Genomic DNA, 26,178 nt, shown 5'->3' on the forward strand with positions numbered 1-26,178 from the left:
TAGAACAGGATGATTTTAGGCCTGATAGTTAGAGCATGATCTCGTCCGAAAACCGCTCACTCTTTTCGGCATCATGCTCTAGCAGAGGGCGTCGATTTCCTCGTTGGTCAGCGTATCCGGCAGCACGGTGACCGGGATCGGAAACGCCGCAGCGCGACCGGCGACCGAGGAGACGAGCGGCCCTGGACCTTCCTTCGCAGAACCGGCGGCCAGAACCAGAATCGCCACATCGCGGTCTTCCTCGATCACGGCGTTGATCTGTTCGGCAGCACCGCCCTCGCGGATGACGACCTCAGGCTCGATGCCGATCGTCTCGCGCACGATCTGGGCGATCTTGGCAACCACCGCCTCGGCCTCTTCACGGGCTTCGGCTCGCATGATCTCTTCGACGCCGAGCCATTGCTGGAAATCCCCATCGGGGATCACATAGAGCAGCACCAGCCCGCCATTGGAATTCTTCGCGCGCCGGCCGGCATAATGAACGGCGCGTTGGCATTCGGGTGTACCGTCGATTACCGCCATGAATTTGCGGCGGTGACCTTCGAGCCGTGAGAGTCGCTTCGATACCATGGCGCGGACTCTGACACCCGAAGCGGAAAATTTGCAAGCCCAGTTTTTGCCCTGATGCCCCAGAAGAAATCCTCTTCTCCCGCGACAGGGAGAAGAGGAGATTTATCTCAATAGAGGAAGCCGATGACGTCGCGCACCTGTTGCATCGTCACCTCGGCACGGGCCCTTGCGCGCTCGCCGCCCTTGCGCAGGATCGCGTCGATATGGCTGGTATCGTCCATCAGCCGGCGCATCTCGCCGGTGATCGGCGCGAGCACGTGGATCGCCAAATCGACCAGCGCCGGCTTGAAGACAGAGAATTGCTGGCCGCCGAATTCGGCAAGCACGTCCGCCTTCGACTTGTCGGCGAGTGCGGCATAGATCGCCACCAGATTGTCGGCTTCCGGACGGCCCTGCAGCCCGTCGATCTCGCTCGGCAAACCGTCCGGATCGGTCTTGGCTTTGCGGATCTTCTTCGAGATCGCGTCCTCGTCGTCCATCAGGTTGATGCGCGAGAGATCGGAGGGGTCCGACTTCGACATTTTCTTGGTGCCGTCGCGTAGCGACATGACACGCGGTGCCGGTCCGCCGATCAGTGGCTCGACCATCGGGAAATAGGCATGCACCGGCTCGTTGCCGACGGTGATGTCGACGCCGTAGCCGGTCCTGCTGATATGCTCGGCATAGTCGAGGTTGAATTTCATCGCGATGTCGCGGGCAAGCTCCAGATGCTGCTTCTGGTCCTCGCCAACCGGCACATGGGTGGCGCGATAGACGAGAATGTCGGCAGCCATCAGGCTCGGATAGGCGTAAAGGCCGAGCGAGGCCTGTTCGCGGTCCTTGCCGGCCTTGTCCTTGAACTGCGTCATACGGTTCATCCAGCCGATGCGGGCGACGCAGTTGAAGATCCAGGCGAGTTCGGCATGCTGCGGCACGGCCGACTGATTGAAGACGATATGCTTTTCCGGATCGATGCCGGCGGCGATGAAGGCAGCGGCGATCGAGCGCGTCTGGCTCGGCATGTCCTCGTGCACGAGCTGGGCGGTGAGCGCATGCATGTCGACGACGCAATAGATGCAGTCATTGCCTTCCTGCAGCGCCACGAACCGGCGGATCGCGCCGAGATAATTGCCGAGATGCAGATTGCCGGTCGGCTGTACGCCGGAGAATACGAGTTTCTTGAATTCGTTCATGTCGTCCTCAATAGGCTGGTGGAGGGCCCACGCTGTCACAGTTTAAATTGCTGCAGAATGCAGCAGGGCTTTTCGCCCATATTGCTAACGCCGCGGCTTATGCACGGGCAATCGGTCGCAATCAAGGGGTTCAGGCGGCAGTGTGCTGGATCAGATCGAAAGTGTTGCCGTAGGGATCCGCAAAGACCGCCACCGTGCCGTAAACCTCGTGACGCGGCTCTCCCAGAAAGCGCACGCCGGCCGCCAGCATCGCGGCATGGTCGTGGGCGAAATCGTCGGTCTTCAGAAAGAAGCCGACACGACCGCCGGTCTGATTGCCGATGGCTGCGCGCTGCGTCTCGTCTGCCGCCTGCGCCAGCAGAAACGCGGCGCCATCCCCACCCCTTGGCTTCACCACCACCCAGCGCTTGCCCTCCGGCTGCGGCTCGTCCTGAAGGCAATCGAAACCGAGGTCGTCGCAATAGAAGGCCTTGGCGCGGTCGTAGTCGTCGACGACGAGAGTGACGAGGAAAAGAGACTGGATCATCATGTGTTACCTCGCGTTTGAGATGTTTATTCCAGTTTCGAGCGGCGATATCCCGGTTTTTAAGCCGAATTGATCAACCGTCTTACTCATAATGGAGTATAAAATTTCACAAAAAAGCTTTTTTTGAACTGAAAATCCGCCGCGTGGCACCGGCGTCGATGGGGTTGCTGCGATAGCCGATCGGAGGGACCATGCAGAACGCAACTTTGCTCGCCATGGCAGGCCTTTTCGCCCTACAATCAGCAACCGGTGCCGTCGGTCAAGACATGAAACGGCACGGTGTTCATCTTCCAAAACATGAGGCACGCCTCGCCTACACGGTCCAGACCGTCAGCGTTCGTGCCGGCTGCTTTCCCGGGCGCCTGCGAGCGGTCCTGTCGTATATTGCTGCGAAGACCGGCCGCCGCCCCGTGATAACCTCGGGTCACAGGCCGCATCCCCGCCGCCATGGGTCCCTGCACGGGAAATGTCTGGCGGCCGATTTCAGGATGCCCGGCCTGTCGGAGCGCACCATCATATCAGCCGCAAGAAGCGCGCCGGGCATCGGCGGCATCGGCAGCTATTGCAACGGCATCATCCATGTCGACGTCGGACCGCAGCGACGATGGGTCGATTGCTGAAGCAATAACAGGAAAAGTGCGACCTCACCCGTCCTTTGCCGGTGCCGGCTTGCGGTTGAGATTGCGTCGGATCATGCCGAGATTTGCCCCGCCGACCAGGAAAGCGGCGGCGAAATAGATCAGCATGGCGATCGCAATCAGCAGCCCGAGGGTGCCGATCTTGGTGATAAGCGGCGCGCCGGAAGCAAGCCACGGCGCCCAGTGCTGCTTCAGGAAGACAATGGCAGCACCCATCACGGCCGCAGCGACGATCAGCAGGGCGGTGCGCTTTGCCAGCGCCCATTCCCATGTCAGATGGCCACGGCGCAAAAGCGTGCTGAACAGCAGCACGGTGCTGATCCAGCCGGCGGTGGCTTCGGCAACCGCTATGCCGGGCGCGCCCATATAGGGGAAGAGGGTCAGCGCCGTGGCGCAGTTGGTCGCAACCGCGATGGCCGAAAAGCGCATTGGCGTCTTGGTGTCCTCGCGGGCATAGAAGCCGGGCTGCAGCGCCTTGATCAGCACGAAGGCCGGCAGGCCGATGCCGTAAATCGCCAGGATCGAGCCGACGACGGCGGTATTTTCCTGATGGAAGGCGCCGCGCTCATAGAGCACGCGGATAATCTCGTCGGACAGGATCCAGAGCGCGAAGGCGGCAGGGATCGTCAGGAACAGCACGAATTCGATCGAGCGGTTCTGCAGGTTTCCAGCCTCGCGCAGGTTGCCGCCCTTCAGCGCCCGGGCAAGTTCCGGCAGAAGTACCACGCCGACGGCGACGCCGACGACGCCGAGCGGCAGCTGATAGATGCGGTCGGCATATTGCAACGCTGCGATCGCGCCGTCGCGGGACGACGCAATCGCCTGACCGATCAGTTGGTTGATCTGGGTGATGCCGCCCGTCACCGCAGCCGGCACCGCCAGGATCAGCAGCCGCTTGACGTTCGGCGTCATCTTTGGGAAACGGAAGCCGATGCTCATGCCGGCCGCAAGCACGCCGACATAGACGACGGCGAGCTGCAGGACGCCGGCGGCAAGAACGCCCCAGGAGAGATACCAGGCGGTCGCCAGCGGATCGGCGCCGGTATAAAGCGCATAAAACAGCGCCCCGATCATCACCACATTGAGGAAGACCGGCGCGATGGCGGCGGCGAAGAAATGATGCAGCGAATTCAGCATGCCGCTCATCATCGCCGTCAGCGACATGCACATCAGATAGGGAAACATCACCGCCGCCATGCGGATGGTGATCGAGAACTTGTCGGGATCGTCGGCAAAACCCGGCGCGATGACGAAGCGCACCAAGAGCGGCATGGCAAGCTCCATCACGATGGTGATGAGGAGCAGCACCGAAAACAACACGCCGAAGACTTCTTCCGAAAAGCGCTTGGCGCCTTCCGTACCGTTTGCCTCGATCTCCTTGGCAAAGAGCGGCACGAAGGCGGCGTTGAAGGCACCCTCGGCAAACAGCCGGCGGAAGAGGTTCGGAAAGCGGAAGGCGGCGTAGAAGACGTCGGCCATCGGTCCGGTGCCGAGGGCGGCTGCCATCAGCGTTTCGCGGGCGAAGCCGAAGATGCGGCTCCCGAGGGTTGCGCCGCCGACGGTCGCGAATTTCTTGACGAGGCTCATGCGTTTGGGCTCATGCGTGTTGGCTCATACGGGGGAACCGGCTTTCTTGTCGGTGGAGGGCGATGTCCGGGCGGTGGCGGCGGGCGCGATGATGCCAGAAGGCATGCGCTCACGCAGTTCGTCCTCCTCCTCGGCCATGACGGCCTTCATCCGGGCGGTGATGTTGGCGCGCTTGCTGTCGCCGGAGATTTTCTGGCCGACCAGATCGGTGACGTAGAAGGTGTCGATCACTTTCTCGCCGAAGGTGGTGATGCGGGCCGACTGGATGTCGAGCGACAGATCGGACAGCACGGCGGTGATCTCGGACAGCAGTCCCGGCCGGTCGAGGCATTCGACTTCGATGACGGTGAACTTGTTCGACAGGCTGTTGGTGATGTTGACCGACGGCGGAATGACGAAAGCCTTGCTTTTCTTGCGGTTGCGCGCGCGCGTGGCGATGACCTCGGGCAGCCGCTTGCGGCCGGACAGCACGTCCTCGATCATCCGTCCGATCGTCGCCGCACGCCGCAGCTCGTCGGCATCGTCGGTAAATTCGCGGCTGACATGGATGGTGTCGAGCGCCCGCCCGTCCGATGTGGTGAAGATCTGGGCGTCGACGATGTTGGCGCCGGCCGCGGCACAAGCGCCGGCAATGACGGCGAGCAGCCGCGGATGGTCGGGCGACAGCACGGTGATCTCTGTAATCGCGTGGAAACTGTCGGTGCGCACCGTGGTCGCGAGCGCCTGGCCCGCCTTATCGGCCTGGCGGATGAAATGGGCGTGGCGGATCTGGTCTTCCAGCGGCACGGAAAGCAGATAGGGCTGGTAGTGCAGCTTGGTATAGGTATTGCGGTCCTTCTGGCTCCAGTCGGCGAGCGCTGAATGCAGCGCCTCGGCGGCGGCATTGGCCCGCTCCTTGCGGGAGACCTCCGAAAAGCCGCCGGCGAGCAGCAGCTCGGTTTCATAATAGAGCGTGCGCAGAAGCTGGCCCTTCCAGCCGTTCCAGACGCCCGGACCGACGGCGCGGATATCGCAGATCGTCAGGATCAGGAGCATCTTCAGCCGGTCGAGCGACTGTACGCGGTCGGCGAAATCGGTGATCGTCTTGCGGTCCGTGAGGTCGCGGGTCTGCGCCACCATCGACATGGTCAGATGTTCCTCGATCAGCCAGACGACGATCTCAGTCTGCTTCTGCGACAGGCCGAAGCGGGCGCAGAGCTTGCGGGCGACGCGGGCGCCGGCGATCGAATGATCCTCCTGGCGGCCTTTGGCGATGTCGTGGAGGAGAACGGCGACATACAGCGCCTCGCGGTCCTCGATGCCGGGCATCAGCTTGTTGGCGAGCGGATGCAGATCCTCGGCGCGCCCCTTGTCGATCTCGGAGAGAATGTCGACGGTGCGGATCAGATGTTCGTCGACCGTATAGTGATGATACATGTTGAACTGCATCATCGCGACGATCTTGCCGAATTCGGGGATGAAGCGGCCGAGCACGCCGGCCTCGTTCATGCGGCGCAGGATCAGCGCCGGATCACGCTTCGACGTCAGGATCGACATGAACAGCCGGTTCGCCTCGTCGTTTTCCCGCAAGGCGTTGTCGATCAGCGCGAGCGAACGGGTGACGCGCTTCAACGCATCCGGATGGAATTCCAGCCCATTGATGTCGGCGACATGGAAGAGCCGGATGATGTTGACCGGATCGCGCTTGAAGACCTCGGGGTCGGCGAGCGCGATACGGCCGCGGTCTTCGACGAATTCGACGCTGCCGGCGATCTTGCGATTGCGATGGGTGAAGCGGCTGATGACGCCGGTGAGGCCCGGGATCGACTTCGCCTGCTGGTCTTCAAGCGCAGCGCAGAGGATGCGCGTGAGATCGCCGACATCCTTGGCGACAAGGAAATAGTGCTTCATGAAGCGCTCGACGGCCGAAAGGCCCGGGCGCGTGTGATAGCCGAAGGCTTCGGCGATCTCGCGCTGGATGTCGAAGGACAGGCGCTCCTCGGCCTTGCCGGTCAGGAAGTGCATATGGCAGCGCACCGCCCAGAGAAAATCGTCGGCTTTCTCAAGCAGACGGTATTCGTGCTTGGACAGCACGCCGAGTTTGACCAGTTCCGCCTGGTCGCGCACGTGATAATAATATTTCGAGATCCAGAACAGCGTGTGCAGGTCGCGAAGCCCGCCCTTGCCTTCCTTGACGTTCGGTTCGACCAGATAACGCGTGTCGCCCGCCTTGCGGTGGCGTTCGTCGCGCTCGGCAAGCTTGGCGGCGATGAATTCGGGACCGGTGCCGGTGACGATTTCCTTGTCGAAGCGGGTCTCGAGCTCGGTTCCCAGCCGCTGCAGGCCGCAGATGTAGCGCATCTCCAGGATGGCGGTGCGGATCGTCATGTCGGACTTGGAAAGCGCGATGCATTCCTCCACCGTGCGGGTGGCGTGACCGACCTTGAAGCCCATGTCCCAGAGCACATAGAGCATGAATTCGACCGCCTTGTGCGTCTCTTCCGCCGGCCTCGGCAGGAAGAGGAAGAGCAGGTCGATATCGGAGCCCGGCGCCAGCGTGTCGCGGCCGTAGCCACCGACGGCGGTCACCGCAAACTTGTCTTTCTGATGCGGAAAGATATGGGCGGTGGCGAAATTGTAGAGGACGGTGATGATCTGGTCCTGCAGCCAGGAAATCCGGTAGGCGCAGTTCAGCCCGCCGCCGTCGGCCATAAGTGCCTCGCGCGCCTTCTGCCGGCCCTCCGTGCTCGCCTTCTTCAGCACGGCCAGAAGATCGGCGCGCAGGATGTCGGGCCGGTTGCGGTTGGCCTCGGCAACGGCGTCACACTGCTTCTGCAAGAGCTCGACGTCGAGGATATTGGAGAAATCGAGGTCGCGCATCGCTATCGCCGGGGCGGTTTCCTGTTCATGCCGGACTGCCGGTTCACGGCCTGCCGCTTGTTTCGTCTGCATGCGCTATAGCCCCTTTGCCCGGCGATTGACACGGGCTTTGATACTGCAAGAACCTTTAAATTTGGCGAAATGGTGTTGGTTGGCTGCAAGAGGCGAGGGCGCTTTGACGCAAGCCGCCGGCTTTCCCGGAATCCTCAGCCGGCAGCCCGCGCATTCAGCAGATGCAGCACCTGCCGTGTCTCGCGCATGATCTCCTCAAGCGCCTGCCTGTCGCATTCGCGATAGCCGGCCTTGGCAATCGAGGTTCCGAGCTCCGAGATCACAGCGCAGCAGCGGGTTATTTTCAGCATGCCGATCGGCGACGTCCAGCCGCGGGCGTTGCGGTCCTTATCGGCGCGCCGCATCGTATCGAGCATGGAGCAGATCAGCGAGAGGCGCTCGGTTTCGCGAACCAGTTTTTCCATGAACATGGCGCGCCGCTCCTATTTCAACTTTTTCTTGAGGTCGTAAAGCGCATCCATTGCCTCGCGCGGCGTCATGTCGTCAAGGCTCATCGCTTTCAACGCCTCCTCGACCTTGGAGGGCCCGCGGGCCGTATCCTCGCGGCGTACCGCCACCTGGAAAAGCGGCAGGTCGTCGATCAGCTGGCTCGCCGGGTTCTTGCGGTCGGCATCTTCCAGGCGGGTCAGCACATCACGGGCTCGCGCCACGACCGAGGCCGGAAGCCCGGCAAGGCGCGCGACCTGAATGCCGTAGGAGCGGTCCGCCGCACCCGGCCCGACCTCGTGCAGGAAGATGACGTCGCCGTCCCATTCCTTGACGCGCATCGTCGCGTTCGATAGCCGGCCAAGCTTTTCCGAAAGCACGGTCAGCTCGTGGAAATGCGTGGCGAAGAGGCCGCGGCAGCGATTGGCCTCATGCAGGTGCTCGACGGCGGCCCAGGCGATCGAAAGACCGTCGAACGTCGCGGTGCCGCGGCCGATCTCGTCGAGGATGACGAGGGAACGGTCACTCGCCTGGTTGAGGATCGCCGCCGTTTCCACCATCTCGACCATGAAGGTCGAGCGCCCGCGCGCCAGATCGTCGGAGGCGCCGACGCGCGAGAAAAGCCGGTCGACGATGCCGATATGGGCTGATGTCGCCGGCACGAAGGAGCCCATCTGCGCCAGGATGGCGATCAATGCGTTCTGGCGCAGAAAGGTCGACTTGCCGCCCATATTAGGGCCGGTCAGCAGCCAGATCGCCCCGTCCCGATCGCCGGTCTTGGGCGACAGATCGCAATGATTGGCGACGAAGGGGCCGCCCGCCTGCCGCCGCAGCGCCTGCTCGACGACCGGATGGCGGCCGCCCTCGATGGCAAACATCTTGGAGCTGTCGACCTGCGGGCGGCAATAGGCCTGCTCCTCGGCGAGAAGCGCCAGACCTGCGGCGACGTCGATGACGGCAAGCGCCCGGGCGCCCGATTTGATCGCCTCGGCTTCCGCAACGACGGCCGCCGTCATCCTGTCGAAGGCTTCGAGTTCGATCGTCAGCGCCTGGTCGGCGGCATTGGCGATACGGCTTTCGAGGTCGGCAAGTTCGGTCGTGGTGAAGCGCATCGCGTTCGCCATCGTCTGGCGGTGGATGAAGCGGGCCTTCGCGTCCGCCGTCTCCGTCATCGGTGCGGCATTGCCGGCGGTGACTTCGATGAAATAACCAAGAACGTTGTTGTGCTTGATCTTCAGCGACCGGATGCCGGTTTCCTCGGCATATTGCAATTGCAGGCCGGCAATGACGCGACGCGACTGGTCGCGCAGTGCCCGGACCTCGTCGAGCTCGGCGCTGGCACCGTCACGCAGGAAGCCGCCATCGCGTTTCAACAGCGGCAATTCGTCGGCGAGCGTTTCGGCAAGCAAGTTTTCCAGTGCGGCGGGAAGGGCGTGCAGCCCGGACAGCGCCTGGCTGAGCTCTTCGGGCAGCATCGCCTTGCCGAGCATCGCCGCAACTCCGCCCGCCGCGTCAAGACCCTGGCGGATCGCCCAGAGATCGCGCGGGCCGCCGCGGTCGAGCGCCAGGCGCGACAGCGCGCGCGGCATGTCGGGCACATGTTTCAGCGTGTCGCGCAGATTGCCGCAGAGCAAGGGTTCGTCGATCAAGAAGCCGATCGAGTCGAGCCGCGCATTGATGCAGGCGGGATCGGTCAGCGGCGACATCAGCCGTTCGGCGAGAAGCCTGGCGCCGCCGCCGGTGACAGTGCGGTCGATCGCCTTCAGCAGCGAACCGTTGCGATCGCCCGAAAGCGTGCGGGCAAGCTCGAGATTGGCGCGGGTAGCGGGGTCGATGAACAGTGTCGAAGCCGCACTTTCCCGCTCCGGCTTTCCAAGCGGCGGCCGCTCGGCGATCTGCGTCTTCTCGACATAGGCGACGGCGGCAGCGGCGGCCGCCAGCTCGGCGCGCGAGAAAGTGCCGAAGCCGTCGAGCGTCGCGACGCCGAAATACCGCGCGATCCGGCCTTCGGCGCTGGCGCTGTCGAAGAGCACGGCCGGCTGCGGCACGGCTGTCCGGCCGAGCACGTCGAAGACCGGCTTGAGTTCGGGATCGTGGAAGATCGTGTCGGGCAGGATGAGTTCGCGCGGATCGATGCGCAGGATATCGGCAAGCAGGCGCGAGGCTTCGGTCTCGGCAAGCCGGAAGACGCCGGTGGAAATATCGATCCAGGCAAGCGCCAGCAAGGCCTCGCCGCTGGCGCGAATGCGGGTCAGCGCCATCAGATAGTTGGATTCCGAGGGCGAAAGCAACTTTTCCTCGGTGATCGTGCCGGGAGTGACGAGGCGGACGACGTCGCGCCTGACGACGGATTTCGCGCCGCGTTTCTTCGCTTCCGCGGGATCCTCGATCTGCTCGCAGACGGCGACGCGGAAGCCGAGCGAAATCAGCTTCTGCAGATAATCGTCGGCCGCATGCACCGGGACGCCGCACATCGGGATATCCTGGCCCATGTGCTGGCCGCGCTTCGTCAGCGTGATACCGAGCGCGCGTGAGGCTTCCAACGCATCCTCGAAGAACAGCTCATAGAAATCGCCCATCCGATAGAAGAGCAGCGAACCCGGATTGTTCGCCTTGATCTCGATAAATTGCTCCATCATCGGCGTCGCCGAGGCACGGCTTTCCGCCGTGGCGAGCTCGGCAGCCGAAAAGGCTTCATTCCCTGTGTCTATTCGTGCGTTCACGGAGGTGGAGTTTTTCCCAAAAAAACAGGTGCCAACCCTATCCGCGCGCCGCTATAGATGACAACAGCATTTGAGGAAGAGCAAAGCGTCGCCCACAGGACGTTGGAGGATTTATGCCCGATATCGATAAGAAGGACCGGCCGGTGACCTCAGTTACCGACCAGGAGGCGCTCGATTTTCACGCAATGGGCCGGCCCGGCAAGCTGGAGATCAACCCGACCAAGCCGATGGCGACGCAGCGCGACCTCTCGCTTGCCTATTCGCCGGGCGTTGCCGTGCCCGTCAAGGCAATCGCGGCCGATCCGCAGACCGCCTATGATTACACGGCGCGCGGCAATATGGTCGCCGTCATTTCCAACGGCACGGCAATCCTCGGCCTCGGCAATCTCGGCGCGCTGGCTTCGAAGCCTGTCATGGAAGGCAAGGCGGTGCTCTTCAAGCGCTTTGCCGACGTCGATTCCATCGACCTCGAGATCGATACGGAAAATGTCGACGAGTTCATCAACTGCGTGCGCTTCCTCGGTCCTTCCTTCGGCGGCATCAACCTTGAGGATATCAAGGCTCCGGATTGTTTCGTCATCGAAAGCCGGCTGCGCGAGCTGATGGATATTCCCGTCTTCCATGACGACCAGCATGGAACGGCGATCATTGCCGCTGCCGGTCTGATCAATGCGCTGGAGCTGACCGGCCGCGACCTGAAGACGACGAAGCTCGTCTGCAACGGTGCGGGTGCGGCGGCGATCGCCTGCGTCGAACTCATCAAGGCGATGGGTTTTGCGCCTGAGAACGTCATCCTCTGCGACACCAAGGGCGTCATCTACCAGGGCCGTACCGAGGGCATGAACCAGTGGAAGTCGGCGCATGCGGCAAAGACCGACACGCGCACGCTGGAAGAGGCGATGAAAGGCGCGGACGTCGTTTTCGGCCTGTCGCAGAAGGGCGCGTTTTCGGCCAAGATGATCCGCTCGATGGCGGAGCGGCCGATCATCTTCGCCATGGCCAATCCCGATCCCGAGATCACGCCGGAAGAGGTGGCCCGCATCCGCGACGACGCCATCATGGCGACCGGCCGTTCGGACTATCCGAACCAGGTCAACAATGTCCTCGGCTTTCCCTATATCTTCCGCGGCGCTCTCGATGTCCGCGCCTCGACAATCAACGACGCGATGAAGATCGCCGCCGTCAAGGCGCTGGCAAACCTTGCCCGCGAGGATGTGCCCGATGACGTCGTTGCCGCCTATCAGGGCAACCGGCCGCGTTTCGGGTCGCAATACATCATCCCCGTTCCCTTCGATCCCAGGCTGATCTCGGCGATCCCGGTCGCAGTCGCTCAAGCCGCGATCGAAAGCGGCGTTGCCCGCAAGGTCATCACCGACATGCCCGGCTATGCCCGCGAGCTTTCGGCGCGCCGTGATCCGATCGCCTCGACGCTCGCGAGACTCTACGAGCGTGTCCGCCGGCATCCGAAGCGGATCGTCTTTGCCGAGGCCGAGGAAGAACAGGTCCTGCGCGCCGCGATGTCCTATGCCAACCAGCAGCTCGGCACCGCCATCCTGCTCGGCCGCGAGGATCTGATCCGGGCGACGGCGGAACGCGCCGGCATCGATCTCAACCGGCCGGGCCTCGAAATCGTCAATGCCCGGCTTTCGACCCGGGTCGAGGCCTATATCGACTATCTCTATGCCAGGCTGCAGCGGCAAGGTTATCTCCACCGCGACGCCCAGCGGCTGATCCATAACGACCGCAACCACTTCGCCGCCACCATGGTGGCGCTCGGCGACGCCGACGGCATGGTGACGGGCATCACCCGAAACTATTCGACGGCGCTCGAAGATGCGCGCCGCTGCATCGACGAGAAGCCCGGCCACCGCGTCATCGGCGTGTCGCTGGCGCTCTGCCGCGGTCGCACGGTCTTCGTTGCCGATACGGCGGTGCACGACATGCCGACGGCGGTAGAGCTTGCAGATATCGCCGAAGAGGCCGCCGGTCTGGCGCGGCGCATGGGTTATCCGCCGCGTGTCGCCATGCTGGCCTATTCCACCTTCGGCCATCCCTCGGGCGAACGCTCCGAGCGGGTGCGCGAGGCGGTGAAGATCCTCGACAAGCGGCGCGTCGATTTCGAATATGACGGCGAGATGGCGGCCGACGTCGCCCTGAACCGCAAGGTGATGGAGCAATATCCCTTCTGCCGCCTCTCCGGGCCGGCCAACGTGCTCGTCATGCCGGCCTTCCACTCGGCCTCGATCTCGACCAAGATGCTGCAGGAGCTCGGCGGCTCCACCGTGATCGGCCCGATCCTCGTCGGTCTCGACAAGCCGGTGCAGATCACCTCGATGGGCGCCAAGGACAGCGACATTGTCAATATGGCGGCGATCGCCGCCTACGGGGCGGGTTCGTAAACCTCGTCCTGCGTTTCTGATGCGCCTTTTTGGTGCCCGGCTGACAGTGCGTCGGCCGGGCATTTATCCGGCTTTAGACTGGCGCCGAGGGGTGAAGCATCATGATCGCCAAGGCTTGCTAGATCAGGATGATTTTAGGCCCGATCGGCCTAAAATCTGAATCCTGATCTAAATCAAAGAAATAGAGCATGATGTCGTCCGAAAACCGCGCACACTTTTCGGCATCATGCTCTAACCATTGCCGGCCCGATCGTGCTCGGCGCTCGAGCGCGCCTCCTGAAGATGAGATCAAGTTGAGAAACAAGCTTGTCGTTTTAGTCATCGTGGTCGCCAGCTGTTTCGCTTATACGAAATTGATGGCCAGGGTCGGCTCAGGCTCGCCGCCTCCGGATGCGCCATTGGAACAACGGGCTGACCTCATTCGCGTTTATAAATCCGAACGTCGCATGGTCCTTCTCAGAGGCGATGCTCCCATCTCTACATACCGGATTTCTTTAGGCACGGCTGCCGATGCCGGGCCCAAGCAACGAGAAGGTGACGAGAAAACACCTGAAGGGCGTTATGAAATAGACTGGCGAAATCCAAAGTCTATGGCCTATCTGAGCCTGCACATTTCCTATCCAAACCCGGATGATCGGCGCAACGCTGAAGCCGGAGGCTTTCCAGCCGGGGGCGATATCATGATCCACGGGCTTCCCAATGGCTGGGGCCTATTCGGAAACGTCCATCACCTTTGGGATTGGACGGATGGGTGTGTTGCAGTAACCAACGCGGAGATGCGCGATATCTGGGCTCGCGTCCCCACTCATACCCCGATAGAGATCATGCCCTGAAGCATTGCGAGGAAAGGCTCTAGCTCGCGAAGCGGCCGGCGTCGGCGCCGTAATAGTTCAGGTAACGGTCCGAAATGCTGGTGATCGGCAGCACGATCAGCACGTCGGTCGTGTTGAAGGCATGATCGACAACCGCGCTGGAGCCGACCATCGCACCGAGGCGCAGATAGCCCTTGATCAGCGGCGGCAGGGCCATCAGCGCCCGCTTCGGGTTGATGGCCTCGACGGGCATCAGGTCCATGTTGCGGGCCAGATCCGGCAGGGCGCCGACAGCCCATTCGTTCTTCGCCAGCACATTGTGATAGAGGAAGGACAGCGCCAGCGCGTGGCTTTCGAGATAGACGCCGGGGAAAGAGGCGCAGCCGAACATGGCGCTGACGCCATGCTTCAGCGCATAGGCCCAGTTGCCCTGCCACAGAAGCTCGACGGTGCGCTTGGTGCGGTATTCCGGCAGCACGCAAGAGCGGCCGAGCTCCATGAAGCGCTTGTCCGGATGTTTGGCGATGAGGCCGTCGATTTCGAATTCGGAAGCCGAGTAAAAACCGCCATTGGCGATGGCGACATCTTGACGCAACAGCCTGTAGGTGCCGACGATCTGGTCTTCCGGGTCGCCCTCGATCGAGCGGTCGAGAACCAGAAGATGATCGCAGACAGCGTCATAGGCGTCGACATCGCGCTGGCGGCGCATGGCATCCAGCGGCAGCTGCGCCTTCATTTCGTCGACGAAGACGCGGTAGCGCACGGCCTGGGCGGCATCGATCTCGCGTGCCGTGCGGGCAAGGCGGGTCTCCAGATTGCCGATGCGGCCGAGGATATCGCCGTCCTTCTGTACAGCAGCCGTCGAGGGCCGTGCGGGCTCCGCGGTGGTGTCACGATTCAGGATGTCGATGGCGGACATGACGATTCTCCCGTTGCCGGCTTATCGACGCCATAAAACACTTCTCTGCGACAGGAAAGTGACATTTTGAGTTTCCAGCCGCAAGAAGCGTGCCGGTTTCTGAGGCGCTCACCGCGCCTCTGCCCGGCGGGCGGAAAGGGCGGCAACCGCCTGAACTTCGGTCAGCAGCCGCACCGGATCGACCGGCTTTACCATGACGCGGTTGGCGCCATTCAGCAAGACCTGGCGGCGCGATTCGTCGCTCTTGTCGGCGGTCAGCACGATCACCGGCACCGAGGCAAGATCGAGCCGCCGTTCATGGCCGCGCAGGCGTCCCAGCATTTCGATGCCGTTACCACCAGGCATCGAGAGGTCGCTGATGATGATATCGGGCCGGGCATTCGCCTCGCAGAGCGCGTAGTCGAGCAGGGCCTCGAAATCTTCGACATGGCGCACCTTATGCCCGCCCTTTTCCAGGACGACGCGCACCAGCATGGCATTGATCGGGTCGTCCTCGCCGAGCAGGATGCTGAGCCCGCTGGCGGCAACCAACGTCTCTGTCACCGAAAGGCCGAAGCCCGGCTGGTTGTCGTTGAGCGCGTCGCGCTTCTCCATGCCGCGCATGCGCCCGCGCAGCACGTCGATCAGCGACTGCTCGCGCAGCGGCCGGATGAGCCAGGCGTCGAAAAGGTCGAGCGGATGGGCGCTGCGCTCTTCCGGATTGACGAGCAGCACCTTGCGCAGGCCGAGGGCGGCGATGTCGGCGCGATCGGCAAGATGGGCGGAAAATTCAGCCGACATCCGGTGGTCGATGATGATATCGGTCGGCCGCCGTCCGCCCTTTGCCAAGCCGAGCAGCGTTGCCCGCGCCGTCTCGCCGTCGCCGACGAGATGGCAGAGGCCGCCGAGCGTGGTGATCGTCTCGGCAATGGCTGTGCGCGCCGCACCGGCTGGGGCCAGCAGCACGACGCTGTTGCCGGCAAGCAGCGTGTTTCGCCGGTCGGGGCGCTCACTGCCGATATCGACAGGGAAGCGGATGGTGAATTCGCTGCCTTTGCCCTTTTCGCTGGCAACCGTCAGCGCGCCGTTAAATTCGCGCATGATGCGGGCGGAGATGGCAAGGCCGAGCCCGGTCCCGCTGCTCTTGTCGGCAACGCTCCCACCTTGCTCGAACTCGCCGAAGACGCGCGCCTGCTCCTCCGTCGTCATGCCGGGACCGCTATCGGTGACGGTGATCGAGATGTCGTCGGCGTCGAGCGATACGCGGATGAAGACACCGCCGACCTGGGTGAATTTCACGGCATTGCCGATGACGTTGAAGAGAACCTGGCGCAGCCGCGCCGGGTCGAAGCTCATATTTTCGGGCACGTCGGACGACACTGTGGCGCCGATCTCGATACCCTTTTCATGCGCCCGGTGGGCGAGCATCTCGACGACGCTTTCCAGAAGCTTGCGCAGCGATTCCGAGCGCGGGTGCAGCGCGAAGCGGCCGACCTCGATGGTGGAGAAGTCGAGCAGATCCTCGACGAGTTGTGTCAGCGCATGGCCGGACTGGCGGATGTTCGCGAGATAGTTCTGCTGTTCCTGCGTCAGCCGCGTCTCGGCGATCAGATGCGTCATGCCGAGGATGCCGGAAAGCGGCGTGCGCACCTCGTGGCTGACGGTGGCAAGCAGCCTCGATTTGGCGGCGCTGTTATATTCGGCCTTCTGCCGGGCCTCTTCGCGACCCTGCGCGATGAGCCGCTCGTCGGTCACGTCGCGGGCAACGCTCTGCAGCAGCAGGCGGCCATTTGTCGGGTCGCGGGTGACGACGTCGCGCCAGAGGAAGATGCGCTGGCCCTCCGGTGTCGAGATCTCGACATCGTAGCAATGCGGTATCGGACCGGGGCGGAAGGCAAGCCCGATCTCCTCGCAGGTTTTTCCTTCCGGACGCAGCCGCCCGCTCAGGCGGCGAAAAGTATCGTTGGCGGAGATGATGCGCCGGTCCATGGTCCGGCTGACCGTGATGTCGCCGAGCACGTCGTGCACGTCGGCAAACAGCTTTGCGCCAGCGTTCCAATCCTGCAGGGATTTGCCGGGGCCTTGCCCGGCCTTGCGCGGCCGAACCATCAGCAGGGCATAACTGGCGATGACGGCAAGGCCAAGAACGACAAGGCCGCCCGAAAGAAGCAACGGATCGCCGGCATGGGCAAGCAGCATCAGGATCGTTGCGGCAAGAAGGCCGGCGCCGCCCAGCCAGTAGAACAGCAGGCGCCTTGTCGGTGCGGTTCCCCTCGGACGATCATCGGCTCCCTGAGGTGCCGATGCGCCGGGTCGTGAGGAAGAGGCCTCCATCCGCTTCTCATGCGGCTTGGCGGCGGGTCCACCGAAGGCGGCGGACAATCTTTCCTGCAACTGTCCCAGGTTCTGCATGCTATCTGGATAACATGAGGCCCGTTCCGAATGCCTTCAGGATTTCGATAAGATTTTAGCGGCTGGCCTTTTTTGGCAGCAGCAGCTCGTCGAGAATGACGCAACCCGCGCCGATGGTGATGAAACTGTCGGCGAGATTGAAGACCGCGAAGGACCAGCTCTCGGTGTAGAAAAGAATGTAATCGATCACATGACCATAGGCGAAGCGGTCGACGAGGTTGCCGATCGCGCCTGCGATGATCAGCGCATAACCGAGATGAGCGATCCAGCGGTCCTTCGCTGTGCGGTGCCACAGCCAGATGACGAAGGCGACGATGACGAGCCGCATGCCGACGATGAACCAGCCGTCCATGCCGGACAGCATCGAAAAGGCGACGCCGAGATTGTAGGTGCGGTAGAGCGCCAGCATCGGAATGACCGGCACCGCCTCCTGCAGCGGCAGAGTGTGATCAACAGTGATCTTGACAACCTGGTCGATGAGAACGGCGACGACGATGAAGAAGAGGATCGGTGCCGGGCGCGAAAACAGCGCAGGGCGTGCATGCGTCTGTTCGGTCATTTGCCCTCGGCAAGTGAGAGGAGATGGCGGCGCGCCTCGAAAAGCATGACGGCGGTGGCGACGGCGAGGTTGAGGGAATCGGCGCGGCCCTGCTGCGGAATGCGGGCAAGCGCATCGGCCTCCCTGGCAAGCTGCTCCGGCAGGCCGGATTGTTCGTTGCCCATCAACAGCACGACCGGCTTTTTTCGGTAGTCGATCGTCCGGTAATCGACCGCGCCGGCAAGATGCGTCGCGACGACGGAAACGCCGGCCGATTTCCGCCAGGCGATGAATTCCTCAGGTGTCGCCCGCGCGACCGGAACGGCAAAGACCGAGCCCATGGTGGCGCGCACGGTTTCGAGCGAAAAGGGGTCGGTCGTTTCTCCGAGCAGAATGATGCCGGAAGCGCCGGCCGCATCGGCCGTGCGGATGATGGTGCCGAGATTGCCGGGGTCACGCACCCGATCGAGCGCCACCCATGTCTCGCCCTCCTTTGGCCGGATACCCTTAAGCGGTGTCCAGCGCTGCTCGAAGATGCCGACGACCATTTGCGGATTGTCGCGGCGGGTGATCGAGGCGATCACCTTTTCGCTGACTTCGAGCACCAGCCCGCCCGAGGCGACGGTCTTTGCCGCCATTTGCTCGACCAGCGGCTTGCCTTTGGCGGCCTTGGCATAGACCAGCGTGCGGATCGCCCAGCCGAGTTCGATCGCATCGATGACGAGCTTCAGCCCTTCGGCGAGGAAAGTACCGCTTTCCTCGCGCGACTTCTTGTTCGTCAGCGCCTTGATGTCCTTGATGATCGGATTGGCAAGCGAGGTGACTTCCTTCACCTGTCCGACCCTGCGCGGCCCCTGATCGTGGAAGTCCTTGCTCATTTCGGCACCCAGCGGGAAAAGAGGGAGGTGGAAAGCGCGCGGCCCGGCGTCCTGCCGTCGGTGCCGGCTTCGCGAATCACCAGCTCGCCGGATTCGACCACGCCGCCGGCGCCGCGCATCGTCTCGCGCATCAGCTCGTGGATCGAATAGAAGCTGGCGCGGATCGAATAGGCCGTCAGCACCAGGCCTACCGCCTTTGGCGACAGGATCTCGCGGCAGACATCGAGCATCAATGGCAGATGCTCGAAAAGATGCCAGACTTCGCCATTGGGGCCGCGGCCGAATTTCGGCGGATCGGTGAGAATGATGTCGTATTGGCTGCCGCGGCGTTCTTCGCGCAGGATGAATTTCATCGCATCCTCGCAGATCCAGCGGATCGGCAACTTCTCCATGCGCCCGAGCGCCTGGTTTTCCCTTGCCCAGCCAATCGCCTTCTTCGAGGCGTCGACATGGGTGACCTCGGCTCCGGCTGCTGCGGCGACAAGCGAGGCGACGCCGGTATAACCGAAGAGATTCAGCACCTTCAGCGGCCGGCCGGCCTTTTCGACCTGCTCTTTCATCCAGCTCCAGTGGACGATCTGTTCGGGGAAGACGCCGACATGGCGGAAGGAGGTGAAGCGGCCGAGGAAATCGACGCCGAGCAGGTTGAGCGGCCAGGTCTCGCCGAGTGCCTCTTTCGGGAAGCGCCAGCGGCCGGTGCCTTCCTCGTCGGTGTCGCCGGTGAAGGCGGCATCGACCTTTTCCCAGACTTGGGGCGCCAGCGAAGGCCGCCACAGCGCTTGGGCCTCGGGGCGGATGATGCGGTAGGGGCCATATTGCTCCAGCTTTTCGCCGTTGCCGCTGTCGATCAGGTGGAAGTCGCCGGCCCCGAGCGATTCGAGGATGACGGGCACGCGCTCAGTCGGGCGCTCGCCGCTGCGTCTTATCAGGGGACGCACGACGGCGGCAGGCACAGCAGCCTCGCGCACCGCCTCGCGGGTTGCCGCGGGCCGCGCGACCGGCTTTGGCGGCCGGCCTGCCCGATCGTCCCTGCGGCTTTCACCGGAAGGACCTGATGTTTTCTTCTGGCCCGGCCGGCCTTCTCTTTGTTTCAACGTGCTCTTCCGCATCTCTGTCGGGGTGGCTTATCGGCTTTGCGTCCTCTACAGCGCCGTGCGTCTTTTTGAGACGCGCAAAGGACGCTGCAGCACTTGAATTATGCAGTAGCCCAGAAAAGCGTGCCGGATCAACTGCGCAGCCGACCTGACCCGGGCAAGACGACAGGGTCTCCCGGCGCGGCGCCTATTTCAAGCCCTCGGAGGCTTGTGTGCGAAGCCAGCTTTCCGCCGCATAGAGGGCTGCGACATGCATCGATTGCATGATGACGGCGCCGGACTGCAGGTCGCCAAGGGTGGCAGCAAGATCCGCAAACAGCAGGTCGACCTTCTCGCCGGGGTCGAATGCCGGTTCGCCGACCTTGCTCAGGCCGAGCGCCAGCCAGCTCGTCACCACATTGCTGTGGTTGGCCGCATTCGGATAGGAGGTGAGCAGCTTGACGAAGGTCGAGGCTTCATAGCCGGTCTCTTCCCGCAGTTCGCGCCGTGCCGCCGTCATCGCCGCATCGCCGGTCTTGCTATCGCCGGGTTCGACGCCGCCGGCGACGAGACCGGCCACGATCTCGCCGCGGCCGTGCCGGTATTCGCGCGTCAGCAGCACGCGCCCGTCGGGCATCAGCGGAATGACGTTGATCCAGTCAGGATAATCGAGCACATGGAACGGCGCGATGACGGTTCCATCGGCGGTGACGCAATCGTCGCTCCGGACCCGGATCCAGCGATCTTCATAGGTGATACGGCTTGCCGTCACGCTCCAGGGCTTCAGTTCGTCGTTCATCGGCCCATCCCCTATGTGTGTCAAATGTGTGCCAGATCGGAACCCGGCAGATAACATTCCGTCCCGCCTTGGCAAAGCGCTTTCCCGCTGGGATAAGATGAGCTGATCGGAGATGGGGCTATCGAATGGATTTCACCGGCGAAGAACGCATCGCCGCGCCGCGGGACGTCGTCTGGGCAGCGCTCAACGATCCCGAGATCATGCGCGGCTGCATTCCAGGCTGTCAGGGCATCGAGCGGCTGTCGCCGAGCGCTTTCGAGGCGACGATCAAGGTCAAGTTCAGCCTACTGTCTGCCACCTTCCATGGGCTGCTGACGCTTTCCAATGTCGATGCGCCGAAGAGTTACACGTTGTCGGCCGAAGGCAAGGGCGGTCTTGCCGGCTTCGCCAGGGGCAGCGCCGATATCGTGCTCGAGGAAAGGGGTGTGGAGACCATCCTGCACTACCGGTCGAAGGCCGAACTCGGTGGCAGGCTCGCCCAGCTCGGCGCCCGCCTGCTCGATTCGACCTCGCAGAAGCTCGCCGAAGGGTTCTTTTCGGATTTCAATGCCGCCGTCGTCGCGAAGATGGCGGCCGGTTAGGCTTGGCGCGGGCGGAGGGTTTGTTTAAATCGACGTCATGACGTGGACCATCAGGCCGCCGTGGGCGGAAGACCAGGAAAGGCTCGCGGAGATTTATCTTTCCGTGCGCCGCGAAACATTCGTCTGGGTCGATCCCGGCAAGTTCTATCGCGAGGATTTCGCCGCCCATACCAACGGCGAGACGGTCTTCGTCTGCGCGCATGAAAGCGGCAGCGTCGCCGGCTTCCTGTCGCTCTGGCCGGAGGACGATTTCATCCACATGCTCTATATCAGCCCTGAATTTCATGGGCAGGGCGCTGGCACGGCGCTGCTGCACGCCCTGCCGGAATGGCCGCAACACCGGTACAGGCTGAAATGCCTGGTGAAGAACCGGCGGGCGAAGGCGTTCTACCTTTCCCACGGGTTCCAGGTGACCGGCAACGGCGCCTCGCCGGAGGGTGACTATGAGGAATTGAGCTTTTTTCCGGTTTGAGACGCCGCCAAAGCCGGCCGTCGACATGCCAATCCGGTTTTACCGCGCCGGCAGCTGCCCGGCGATTTCCTCGGCACGGTTTTTGTGGCGGTCGGCCTCGCCTTGCCAGCGAATGGCTTCCTTGGCCTCGGTGCGGGCGCGCTTGCGGTGTTTGCCCTGGCTGAACCAGGTGGCGCCCGCGCCGATCAGCATGCCTGTGATCAGCGCGATGAACAGGAAGACGAAGAAGGGCGCGGAAACTGCAAGCACCTGGTCTTCCGGCCGGAACGGATTGAAGGCGAGCGTGACGCTCTGCCGGTTGGCGACGCAAAAGACGATGAGGATGACGCCGAGCGGCAGCAGAATCAACAGGTTGACGATCTTCTTGGCCATTTGAGGTCTCCACGCGGCAGATTGCGCCGGTCTTTTTGCGGGGCGCGTTTCATGCTTACAGCGCCACGCGTCTCTTCAGACGCGTAAAGTACGATGCGTTACCAGAATAGGAAAACGGCCCTCAAGTTCAAGTGCGGTTTCGCCGCAGGCAGCGACGGCTCAATCCTCTTCGTCGGCCTGGCCGGGATTGAGCCGCTCGCGCAGCTCCTTGCCGGTCTTGAAGAAGGGAACCCACTTCTCCTCGACGAAGACGGTATCGCCGGTCCGCGGATTGCGACCGGAGCGGGAAGGGCGGTTCTTGACCGAAAAGGCGCCAAAGCCGCGCAATTCGACTCGGTTACCCGCAGCCAGTGCATCCGTGATCTCGTCGAGAACCGCGTTGACGATATTCTCGACGTCGCGGTGATAGAGATGCGGGTTGCGTGCCGCAACTATCTGCACCAATTCGGACTTGATCACATTCGCCCCCTTAAATTATTGATTTCTTATCAATCGTGGCCAACCTGCCAAACTGAAAGCAGCCCGTCAAGAAGCAACTTTGGGGGCAGGATTCCATTGATATCCTGGGTTTTCATGAGATCATCATAACCGAAGATCGTAATCAACCGGGAAACAGCCCCAGCGAGCAGAAAGGGCGTATTGCTCTTCTTGTCCCAGTCCACCATCGGCAGTTCGCCGTCGACGCCGCGCGACGTCAGATAAGCGCGGATCTCAGCCTCGCCGCCGACTGCATCGACGAGTTTCACCTTCAGCGCCTGGCGGCCGGTATAGATCGTGCCGTCGGCCAGTTTCAGCACCTCGTCGCGCGGCAGCTTGCGCCGGTCGGCAACCAGGTCGACGAACCAGTTATAGCTGTCGACCACCATGTTGCGGATCATCGCCTTGGCCTCTTCGCTCGCCTCGTGGAAGGGCGAGGGCTCGGCTTTCAGCGGCGAAGACTTGATCTCCTGCAGCGAGACGCCGATCTTGTCGAGCAGCGGCTGGATCTGCGGGTACTGGAAGATGACGCCGATCGAGCCGGTGATCGAGCTGTCGCCGGCAATGATCGTATCGCCGGCGGTGGCGATCATGTAACCGGCGGAGGCGGCAAGTGTGCGCACGTCGGAGACGACAGGCTTCTTGGCTGATATCGCACGGATCGCCTTGAAGATTTTTTCGCCGCCATAGGTCGTGCCGCCGGGCGACGAGATCGAAATCACCGCTGCCTTCACCTGGTCGCTGGTCTCGACCTTCTTCAGCCGCTCCAGAAGTTCGTCGTCGTCGACGATCAGTCCAGATATCGTCACATGGGCGATATGCGGGCGCTCCGTCCCGGCATCGCCGAGGGCAAAGTGGTAGAAGGCGAAACCCAGTGCCACGATGAGGGCCACCGCGATGAGGCGCCAGAAGCCGAGCTTGCGGCGCAGCCGCCGGCGATCCGCGATGATCGAACTGTCCATGGAAACCTCCAGCGCTGGCACCGGCCTCGGCACGCCGCCGATCAATCCGGTGAAATAGGGTGGCAGCGGCCCGTACGAATGCCACTTTTGAATGTTTTTCCGTTTTGTTGCTTGTTGCAGAAAAAATTCCATATTGGCAAGCCAATGTAATAATGCGAAACGAACTGTGATTGGCGGCCCGCTTTGTTATCGAGGCGCGGCGATCACCGCACATGGACGAGGCCTATGCTCGATACCCTGAAGAACAACGGACATGCCGCCTATTCAGGGTCCGGCAAGAATGCCTATGGCGATGCGTTGTTCCATTCCGCCCGCGTGCGGCGGCTGAAAATATTGCTGCCGGTGGCGGCCCTGGTCATCGCAGCGAGCCTAACCGCGGTGGCGTTGGTCCGCATCTATCTGCCCGAGAACATCAAGTTGGAAGGCGCCAAGATCGAGAACGGCAAGGTCGTGATGGAAAAGCCGGCGATCGCTGGCCGCAATTCCGACGGCATCAACTATTCGATGCTGGCCGAAAGGGCGTTGCAGGACATCCGCAATCCCAATCTCATCACGCTCGAAACCATCAAGGCCGCTGTGCCGATGAATGACGGCCTGATCGCCCGCGTCGTCGCCTCTACCGCCGATTACAACCGCGCCACCGACAATCTGCATATGACGGCCCCCTTCACCCTGGTGCTGAGCAGCGGCCTCAATGCGAATTTCCAGTCCGCGCAGCTCGACATCAAGGGCGGAAACATGCGGAGCGACGACCCCGTCACCATCACCAAGGACAATGCCTCCATTGTTGCGCAGACGCTTCAGATAACCGATAAGGGGCGGGTGATCACATTCGAGGGGAATGTTCGAATGAATGTCGATCCATCCACCATCCATAAACAGGGCACTTAACCAGCCGGGTCATCCATGACAAAAGATTGTCGCATTTCCACTTGCAAGACAGGCATGGCATTCATTGCCGGCGCATTTGCCCTTATTCTGACGGCCTCGGGCGCGGGTGCGCAGTCGACCACGATGTCGGGCATGAAGCTTTCCAACGACCAGCCGATCCAGATCGAAAGCGACAAGCTTGAGATCCATGACCAGGAACACACCGCGCTCTTCACCGGCAAGGTCAAGGTCGTCCAGGGCACGACGACGATGCAGTCCGGCAAGATGACCGTCTATTACAAGGACAAGGCGGCAAAGCCGGCTGCTGACGGCGCCCAACCCGCCGCCCAGCCGGAGCAGTCGGCCTCGCTTGCATCGGGAAGCGCAGATATCGACAAGATCCTGGTGACGGACAAGGTCCTCTTAACCTCGGGCACGCAGACGGCGACCGCCGATGACGGCAATTTCGACATGGCCTCGCAGACATTCATCCTCACGGCAGATGAGGGAAACAAAGTTATTCTGTCGGACGGGCCGAACGTCTTCACCGGCTGTAAACTGACGGTTCACATGCAGACTGGCCAGGCGGAGCTTGAAAGCTGCGGCGGGCGTGTCCAGATTCAGCTCGATCCGAAATCGAAGCCGAATACACCGCAGCAGAAGCAGAACTGAGAAGCCGGCCTCCCACGTGAAATTATCATCGCTATCCACCATGTTCGGCAAGCCCGGGCCACAAGCTGCGGGCGCCGCCGACAAGAGTCGCTATCAGGGAACGCTGATTGCACGCGGTCTGACGAAGACCTATGCGACGCGGCGCGTCGTCAACGGCGTTTCGCTGGTGGTGCGCCGTGGCGAGGCCGTTGGCCTGCTCGGCCCGAACGGCGCCGGCAAGACCACCTGTTTTTATATGATCACCGGCCTTGTGCCGGTGGATGAAGGCACGATCGAGATCGACGGCAACGACGTCACGACCATGCCGATGTACCGCCGCTCGCGCCTTGGCGTCGGTTACCTGCCGCAGGAGGCCTCGATCTTCCGCGGGCTGACGGTGGAAGAGAATATCCGCGCCGTCCTCGAAGTGCATGTGAAGGACAAGGCCGAGCGCGAGCAGAAGCTGAACGAGCTGCTGGAGGAATTCCATATCCAGAAGCTGCGCAAGAGTGCCGCCGTAGCCCTGTCCGGCGGTGAACGCCGCCGCCTCGAAATCGCGCGTGCACTTGCGACCGACCCGACCTTCATGCTGCTCGACGAGCCCTTCGCCGGCGTCGACCCGATCTCGGTCGCCGACATCCAGAATCTCGTTCACCACCTGACGGCGCGCGGCATCGGCGTTCTCGTCACCGACCACAATGTGCGCGAGACGCTGGGTCTCATCGACCGCGCCTACATCATCCATGCCGGTGAGGTGCTGACCCATGGCCGGGCGAACGACATCGTCAACAATCCGGAAGTGCGCCGGCTCTACCTCGGCGACAATTTCAGCCTCTGATACCGGGCGACCCGCAGAAATTCACCTTGTCGGCATAGTTCCGCTTGACCAAATACAATAAAAAAGCAATTTTTGGGCCAACTTGGATTTCCGTGGCCTGAAGCCTTGATCGGACGCGGTTTCCCGGAGGAATTGAGGGGAGTTTCGCGTCCGTCATGGCACTGTCCGCCAATCTTTTCCTGCGCCAGACCCAGTCCCTGGTGATGACACCGCAACTGATGCAATCCATCCAGTTGCTGCAGATGACGCATTTTGAACTCACCCAGTTCATCGCCCAGGAAGTCGAGAAGAACCCGCTGCTCGAATTTCCGTCGAATGACGGCGAGGGGGGCGGCGAACGCGGCGAATCCGAAGATGGCGAGTATGCTCATCAGCCGGAAGATGCCGGGTCGGATGACGGTTACGACAACCGGACCGAGGCGCTTTCCAGCGACTGGTATGACAATGGCGGCAGCGCCAGCACGAGTCGGCTGAACGACGAACTCGACGCCAATTACACCAATGTCTTTCCAGATGACGGTGCCCCGCAGCGCCTCGATGCGCCGGAGCTCGTCAGCCAGTGGAAATCGATGC

At 62.4% G+C, this 26,178-nt stretch carries 24 protein-coding genes and 1 pseudogene; 9 read left to right on the forward strand and 16 right to left on the reverse strand.

Going from position 1 to position 26,178, the window contains the following annotated elements:
• Window positions 1–78: 78 nt before the first annotated feature.
• The 3 genes from C3Y91_RS32310 to C3Y91_RS32320 form a co-directional block, all read right to left on the reverse strand.
• Window positions 79–570 (reverse strand): universal stress protein, encoded by a 492-nt coding sequence (locus C3Y91_RS32310; protein ID WP_003544884.1) that lies wholly within the window; start codon window positions 568–570, stop codon window positions 79–81.
• Window positions 571–677: 107 nt separating this feature from the next.
• Window positions 678–1,742, reverse strand: coding sequence for a tryptophan--tRNA ligase (gene trpS, locus C3Y91_RS32315; RefSeq protein ID WP_024322187.1), 1,065 nt, complete (start codon window positions 1,740–1,742; stop codon window positions 678–680).
• A gap of 130 nt (window positions 1,743–1,872) precedes the next feature.
• Window positions 1,873–2,271, reverse strand: coding sequence for a VOC family protein (locus C3Y91_RS32320; RefSeq protein WP_024322186.1), 399 nt, complete (start codon window positions 2,269–2,271; stop codon window positions 1,873–1,875).
• Between the two features lie 188 nt (window positions 2,272–2,459).
• Between C3Y91_RS32320 and C3Y91_RS32325 the strand changes: the two genes are divergently transcribed.
• Entirely contained in the window at window positions 2,460–2,888 is a 429-nt protein-coding gene (locus tag C3Y91_RS32325) for a YcbK family protein (RefSeq protein WP_018070065.1), read from the forward strand.
• Between the two features lie 24 nt (window positions 2,889–2,912).
• On the opposite strand, the gene murJ is transcribed toward C3Y91_RS32325, so the two are convergent.
• From murJ to mutS, 4 genes are all read right to left on the reverse strand, one after another.
• On the reverse strand, window positions 2,913–4,493 hold the full coding sequence (murJ, locus tag C3Y91_RS32330; protein ID WP_018070066.1) for a murein biosynthesis integral membrane protein MurJ: 1,581 nt from the start codon (window positions 4,491–4,493) through the stop codon (window positions 2,913–2,915).
• A gap of 24 nt (window positions 4,494–4,517) precedes the next feature.
• Window positions 4,518–7,424 (reverse strand): [protein-PII] uridylyltransferase, encoded by a 2,907-nt coding sequence (locus C3Y91_RS32335; protein ID WP_018070067.1) that lies wholly within the window; start codon window positions 7,422–7,424, stop codon window positions 4,518–4,520.
• 134 nt (window positions 7,425–7,558) lie between these two features.
• The gene (locus C3Y91_RS32340; protein ID WP_003544896.1) at window positions 7,559–7,834 is read right to left on the reverse strand and encodes a hypothetical protein; all 276 of its coding nucleotides are present in this window, start codon (window positions 7,832–7,834) and stop codon (window positions 7,559–7,561) included.
• 12 nt (window positions 7,835–7,846) lie between these two features.
• Window positions 7,847–10,573 (reverse strand): DNA mismatch repair protein MutS, encoded by a 2,727-nt coding sequence (gene mutS, locus C3Y91_RS32345; protein WP_018070068.1) that lies wholly within the window; start codon window positions 10,571–10,573, stop codon window positions 7,847–7,849.
• A gap of 113 nt (window positions 10,574–10,686) precedes the next feature.
• Here mutS and C3Y91_RS32350 point away from each other — a divergent pair, with 113 nt between their 5' ends.
• Both C3Y91_RS32350 and C3Y91_RS32355 read left to right on the forward strand, forming a co-directional pair.
• Window positions 10,687–12,972 (forward strand): NADP-dependent malic enzyme, encoded by a 2,286-nt coding sequence (locus C3Y91_RS32350; RefSeq protein WP_168576268.1) that lies wholly within the window; start codon window positions 10,687–10,689, stop codon window positions 12,970–12,972.
• A 293-nt stretch (window positions 12,973–13,265) separates the two neighbouring features.
• Window positions 13,266–13,805: a L,D-transpeptidase family protein gene (locus tag C3Y91_RS32355; protein ID WP_018070070.1), complete on the forward strand. Its 540-nt coding sequence runs from the start codon at window positions 13,266–13,268 to the stop codon at window positions 13,803–13,805.
• 19 nt (window positions 13,806–13,824) lie between these two features.
• On the opposite strand, the gene olsB is transcribed toward C3Y91_RS32355, so the two are convergent.
• The 6 genes from olsB to C3Y91_RS32385 all read right to left on the reverse strand — a co-directional run bounded on the left by olsB (window position 13,825) and on the right by C3Y91_RS32385 (window position 20,439).
• Window positions 13,825–14,703, reverse strand: coding sequence for a l-ornithine N(alpha)-acyltransferase (olsB, locus tag C3Y91_RS32360; protein WP_018070071.1), 879 nt, complete (start codon window positions 14,701–14,703; stop codon window positions 13,825–13,827).
• A gap of 108 nt (window positions 14,704–14,811) precedes the next feature.
• Complete coding sequence (locus C3Y91_RS32365) at window positions 14,812–17,094, reverse strand: PAS domain-containing hybrid sensor histidine kinase/response regulator (RefSeq protein WP_018070072.1); 2,283 nt, start codon at window positions 17,092–17,094, stop codon at window positions 14,812–14,814.
• A 55-nt stretch (window positions 17,095–17,149) separates the two neighbouring features.
• Window positions 17,150–17,653, reverse strand: a complete 504-nt coding sequence (gene lspA, locus C3Y91_RS32370; RefSeq protein WP_018070073.1) for a signal peptidase II — start codon at window positions 17,651–17,653, stop codon at window positions 17,150–17,152.
• Window positions 17,650–18,510 (reverse strand): TrmH family RNA methyltransferase, encoded by an 861-nt coding sequence (locus tag C3Y91_RS32375; RefSeq protein ID WP_018070074.1) that lies wholly within the window; start codon window positions 18,508–18,510, stop codon window positions 17,650–17,652. The genes lspA and C3Y91_RS32375 overlap by 4 nt, the downstream gene beginning before the upstream one ends.
• Window positions 18,507–19,604 (reverse strand): class I SAM-dependent methyltransferase, encoded by a 1,098-nt coding sequence (locus C3Y91_RS32380; protein WP_018070075.1) that lies wholly within the window; start codon window positions 19,602–19,604, stop codon window positions 18,507–18,509. The genes C3Y91_RS32375 and C3Y91_RS32380 overlap by 4 nt, the downstream gene beginning before the upstream one ends.
• Before the next feature lie 187 nt (window positions 19,605–19,791).
• On the reverse strand, window positions 19,792–20,439 hold the full coding sequence (locus C3Y91_RS32385; RefSeq protein WP_018070076.1) for an NUDIX hydrolase: 648 nt from the start codon (window positions 20,437–20,439) through the stop codon (window positions 19,792–19,794).
• 68 nt (window positions 20,440–20,507) lie between these two features.
• Between C3Y91_RS32385 and C3Y91_RS32390 the strand changes: the two genes are divergently transcribed.
• Together C3Y91_RS32390 and C3Y91_RS32395 are read left to right on the forward strand one after the other, a co-directional pair.
• Window positions 20,508–20,963 (forward strand): SRPBCC family protein, encoded by a 456-nt coding sequence (locus tag C3Y91_RS32390; RefSeq protein ID WP_018070077.1) that lies wholly within the window; start codon window positions 20,508–20,510, stop codon window positions 20,961–20,963.
• Window positions 20,964–21,000: 37 nt separating this feature from the next.
• The gene (locus C3Y91_RS32395; RefSeq protein ID WP_130660784.1) at window positions 21,001–21,435 is read left to right on the forward strand and encodes a GNAT family N-acetyltransferase; all 435 of its coding nucleotides are present in this window, start codon (window positions 21,001–21,003) and stop codon (window positions 21,433–21,435) included.
• Window positions 21,436–21,474: 39 nt separating this feature from the next.
• On the opposite strand, the gene C3Y91_RS32400 is transcribed toward C3Y91_RS32395, so the two are convergent.
• The 3 genes from C3Y91_RS32400 to sppA form a co-directional block, all read right to left on the reverse strand.
• Window positions 21,475–21,807: a LapA family protein gene (locus tag C3Y91_RS32400; RefSeq protein WP_168576269.1), complete on the reverse strand. Its 333-nt coding sequence runs from the start codon at window positions 21,805–21,807 to the stop codon at window positions 21,475–21,477.
• Window positions 21,808–21,966: 159 nt separating this feature from the next.
• Complete coding sequence (locus tag C3Y91_RS32405; RefSeq protein WP_003544934.1) at window positions 21,967–22,266, reverse strand: integration host factor subunit beta; 300 nt, start codon at window positions 22,264–22,266, stop codon at window positions 21,967–21,969.
• 29 nt (window positions 22,267–22,295) lie between these two features.
• On the reverse strand, window positions 22,296–23,246 hold the full coding sequence (sppA, locus tag C3Y91_RS32410) for a signal peptide peptidase SppA (RefSeq protein WP_168576270.1): 951 nt from the start codon (window positions 23,244–23,246) through the stop codon (window positions 22,296–22,298).
• Window positions 23,247–23,471: 225 nt separating this feature from the next.
• Between sppA and lptC the strand changes: the two genes are divergently transcribed.
• From lptC to C3Y91_RS32430, 4 genes and pseudogenes are all read left to right on the forward strand, one after another.
• Window positions 23,472–24,137 carry an LPS export ABC transporter periplasmic protein LptC gene (gene lptC, locus C3Y91_RS32415; protein WP_024322175.1) on the forward strand — a complete coding sequence of 222 codons (666 nt, stop codon included), beginning with the start codon at window positions 23,472–23,474 and terminating at the stop codon, window positions 24,135–24,137.
• Between the two features lie 15 nt (window positions 24,138–24,152).
• Window positions 24,153–24,788 (forward strand): LptA/OstA family protein, encoded by a 636-nt coding sequence (locus C3Y91_RS32420; RefSeq protein ID WP_018070081.1) that lies wholly within the window; start codon window positions 24,153–24,155, stop codon window positions 24,786–24,788.
• A gap of 40 nt (window positions 24,789–24,828) precedes the next feature.
• A complete protein-coding gene (gene lptB, locus C3Y91_RS32425; protein WP_020397421.1) occupies window positions 24,829–25,605 on the forward strand; it encodes an LPS export ABC transporter ATP-binding protein in 777 nt (258 codons plus the stop codon).
• Between the two features lie 155 nt (window positions 25,606–25,760).
• Window positions 25,761–26,178: pseudogene (locus tag C3Y91_RS32430) on the forward strand (RNA polymerase factor sigma-54); the annotation flags it as partial.

This window comes from Rhizobium ruizarguesonis (assembly GCF_012349115.1).
Lineage (GTDB): Bacteria > Pseudomonadota > Alphaproteobacteria > Rhizobiales > Rhizobiaceae > Rhizobium > Rhizobium ruizarguesonis.

What these genes read in the sequence shown, in the direction of transcription:
- C3Y91_RS32310 (WP_003544884.1), bottom strand. Translation starts at nt 570, where the DNA reads ATGGTATCGAAGCGACTCTCACGGCTCGAAGGTCACCGCCGCAAATTC.
- trpS (WP_024322187.1), bottom strand. Translation starts at nt 1,742, where the DNA reads ATGAACGAATTCAAGAAACTCGTATTCTCCGGCGTACAGCCGACCGGC.
- C3Y91_RS32320 (WP_024322186.1), bottom strand. Translation starts at nt 2,271, where the DNA reads ATGATGATCCAGTCTCTTTTCCTCGTCACTCTCGTCGTCGACGACTAC.
- C3Y91_RS32325 (WP_018070065.1), top strand. Translation starts at nt 2,460, where the DNA reads ATGCAGAACGCAACTTTGCTCGCCATGGCAGGCCTTTTCGCCCTACAA.
- murJ (WP_018070066.1), bottom strand. Translation starts at nt 4,493, where the DNA reads ATGAGCCTCGTCAAGAAATTCGCGACCGTCGGCGGCGCAACCCTCGGG.
- C3Y91_RS32335 (WP_018070067.1), bottom strand. Translation starts at nt 7,424, where the DNA reads ATGCAGACGAAACAAGCGGCAGGCCGTGAACCGGCAGTCCGGCATGAA.
- C3Y91_RS32340 (WP_003544896.1), bottom strand. Translation starts at nt 7,834, where the DNA reads ATGTTCATGGAAAAACTGGTTCGCGAAACCGAGCGCCTCTCGCTGATC.
- C3Y91_RS32350 (WP_168576268.1), top strand. Translation starts at nt 10,687, where the DNA reads ATGCCCGATATCGATAAGAAGGACCGGCCGGTGACCTCAGTTACCGAC.
- olsB (WP_018070071.1), bottom strand. Translation starts at nt 14,703, where the DNA reads ATGTCCGCCATCGACATCCTGAATCGTGACACCACCGCGGAGCCCGCA.
- C3Y91_RS32365 (WP_018070072.1), bottom strand. Translation starts at nt 17,094, where the DNA reads ATGCAGAACCTGGGACAGTTGCAGGAAAGATTGTCCGCCGCCTTCGGT.
- lspA (WP_018070073.1), bottom strand. Translation starts at nt 17,653, where the DNA reads ATGACCGAACAGACGCATGCACGCCCTGCGCTGTTTTCGCGCCCGGCA.
- C3Y91_RS32375 (WP_018070074.1), bottom strand. Translation starts at nt 18,510, where the DNA reads ATGAGCAAGGACTTCCACGATCAGGGGCCGCGCAGGGTCGGACAGGTG.
- C3Y91_RS32385 (WP_018070076.1), bottom strand. Translation starts at nt 20,439, where the DNA reads ATGTTATCTGCCGGGTTCCGATCTGGCACACATTTGACACACATAGGG.
- C3Y91_RS32390 (WP_018070077.1), top strand. Translation starts at nt 20,508, where the DNA reads ATGGATTTCACCGGCGAAGAACGCATCGCCGCGCCGCGGGACGTCGTC.
- C3Y91_RS32395 (WP_130660784.1), top strand. Translation starts at nt 21,001, where the DNA reads ATGACGTGGACCATCAGGCCGCCGTGGGCGGAAGACCAGGAAAGGCTC.
- C3Y91_RS32400 (WP_168576269.1), bottom strand. Translation starts at nt 21,807, where the DNA reads ATGGCCAAGAAGATCGTCAACCTGTTGATTCTGCTGCCGCTCGGCGTC.
- sppA (WP_168576270.1), bottom strand. Translation starts at nt 23,246, where the DNA reads ATGGACAGTTCGATCATCGCGGATCGCCGGCGGCTGCGCCGCAAGCTC.
- lptC (WP_024322175.1), top strand. Translation starts at nt 23,472, where the DNA reads ATGCTCGATACCCTGAAGAACAACGGACATGCCGCCTATTCAGGGTCC.
- C3Y91_RS32420 (WP_018070081.1), top strand. Translation starts at nt 24,153, where the DNA reads ATGACAAAAGATTGTCGCATTTCCACTTGCAAGACAGGCATGGCATTC.
- lptB (WP_020397421.1), top strand. Translation starts at nt 24,829, where the DNA reads ATGTTCGGCAAGCCCGGGCCACAAGCTGCGGGCGCCGCCGACAAGAGT.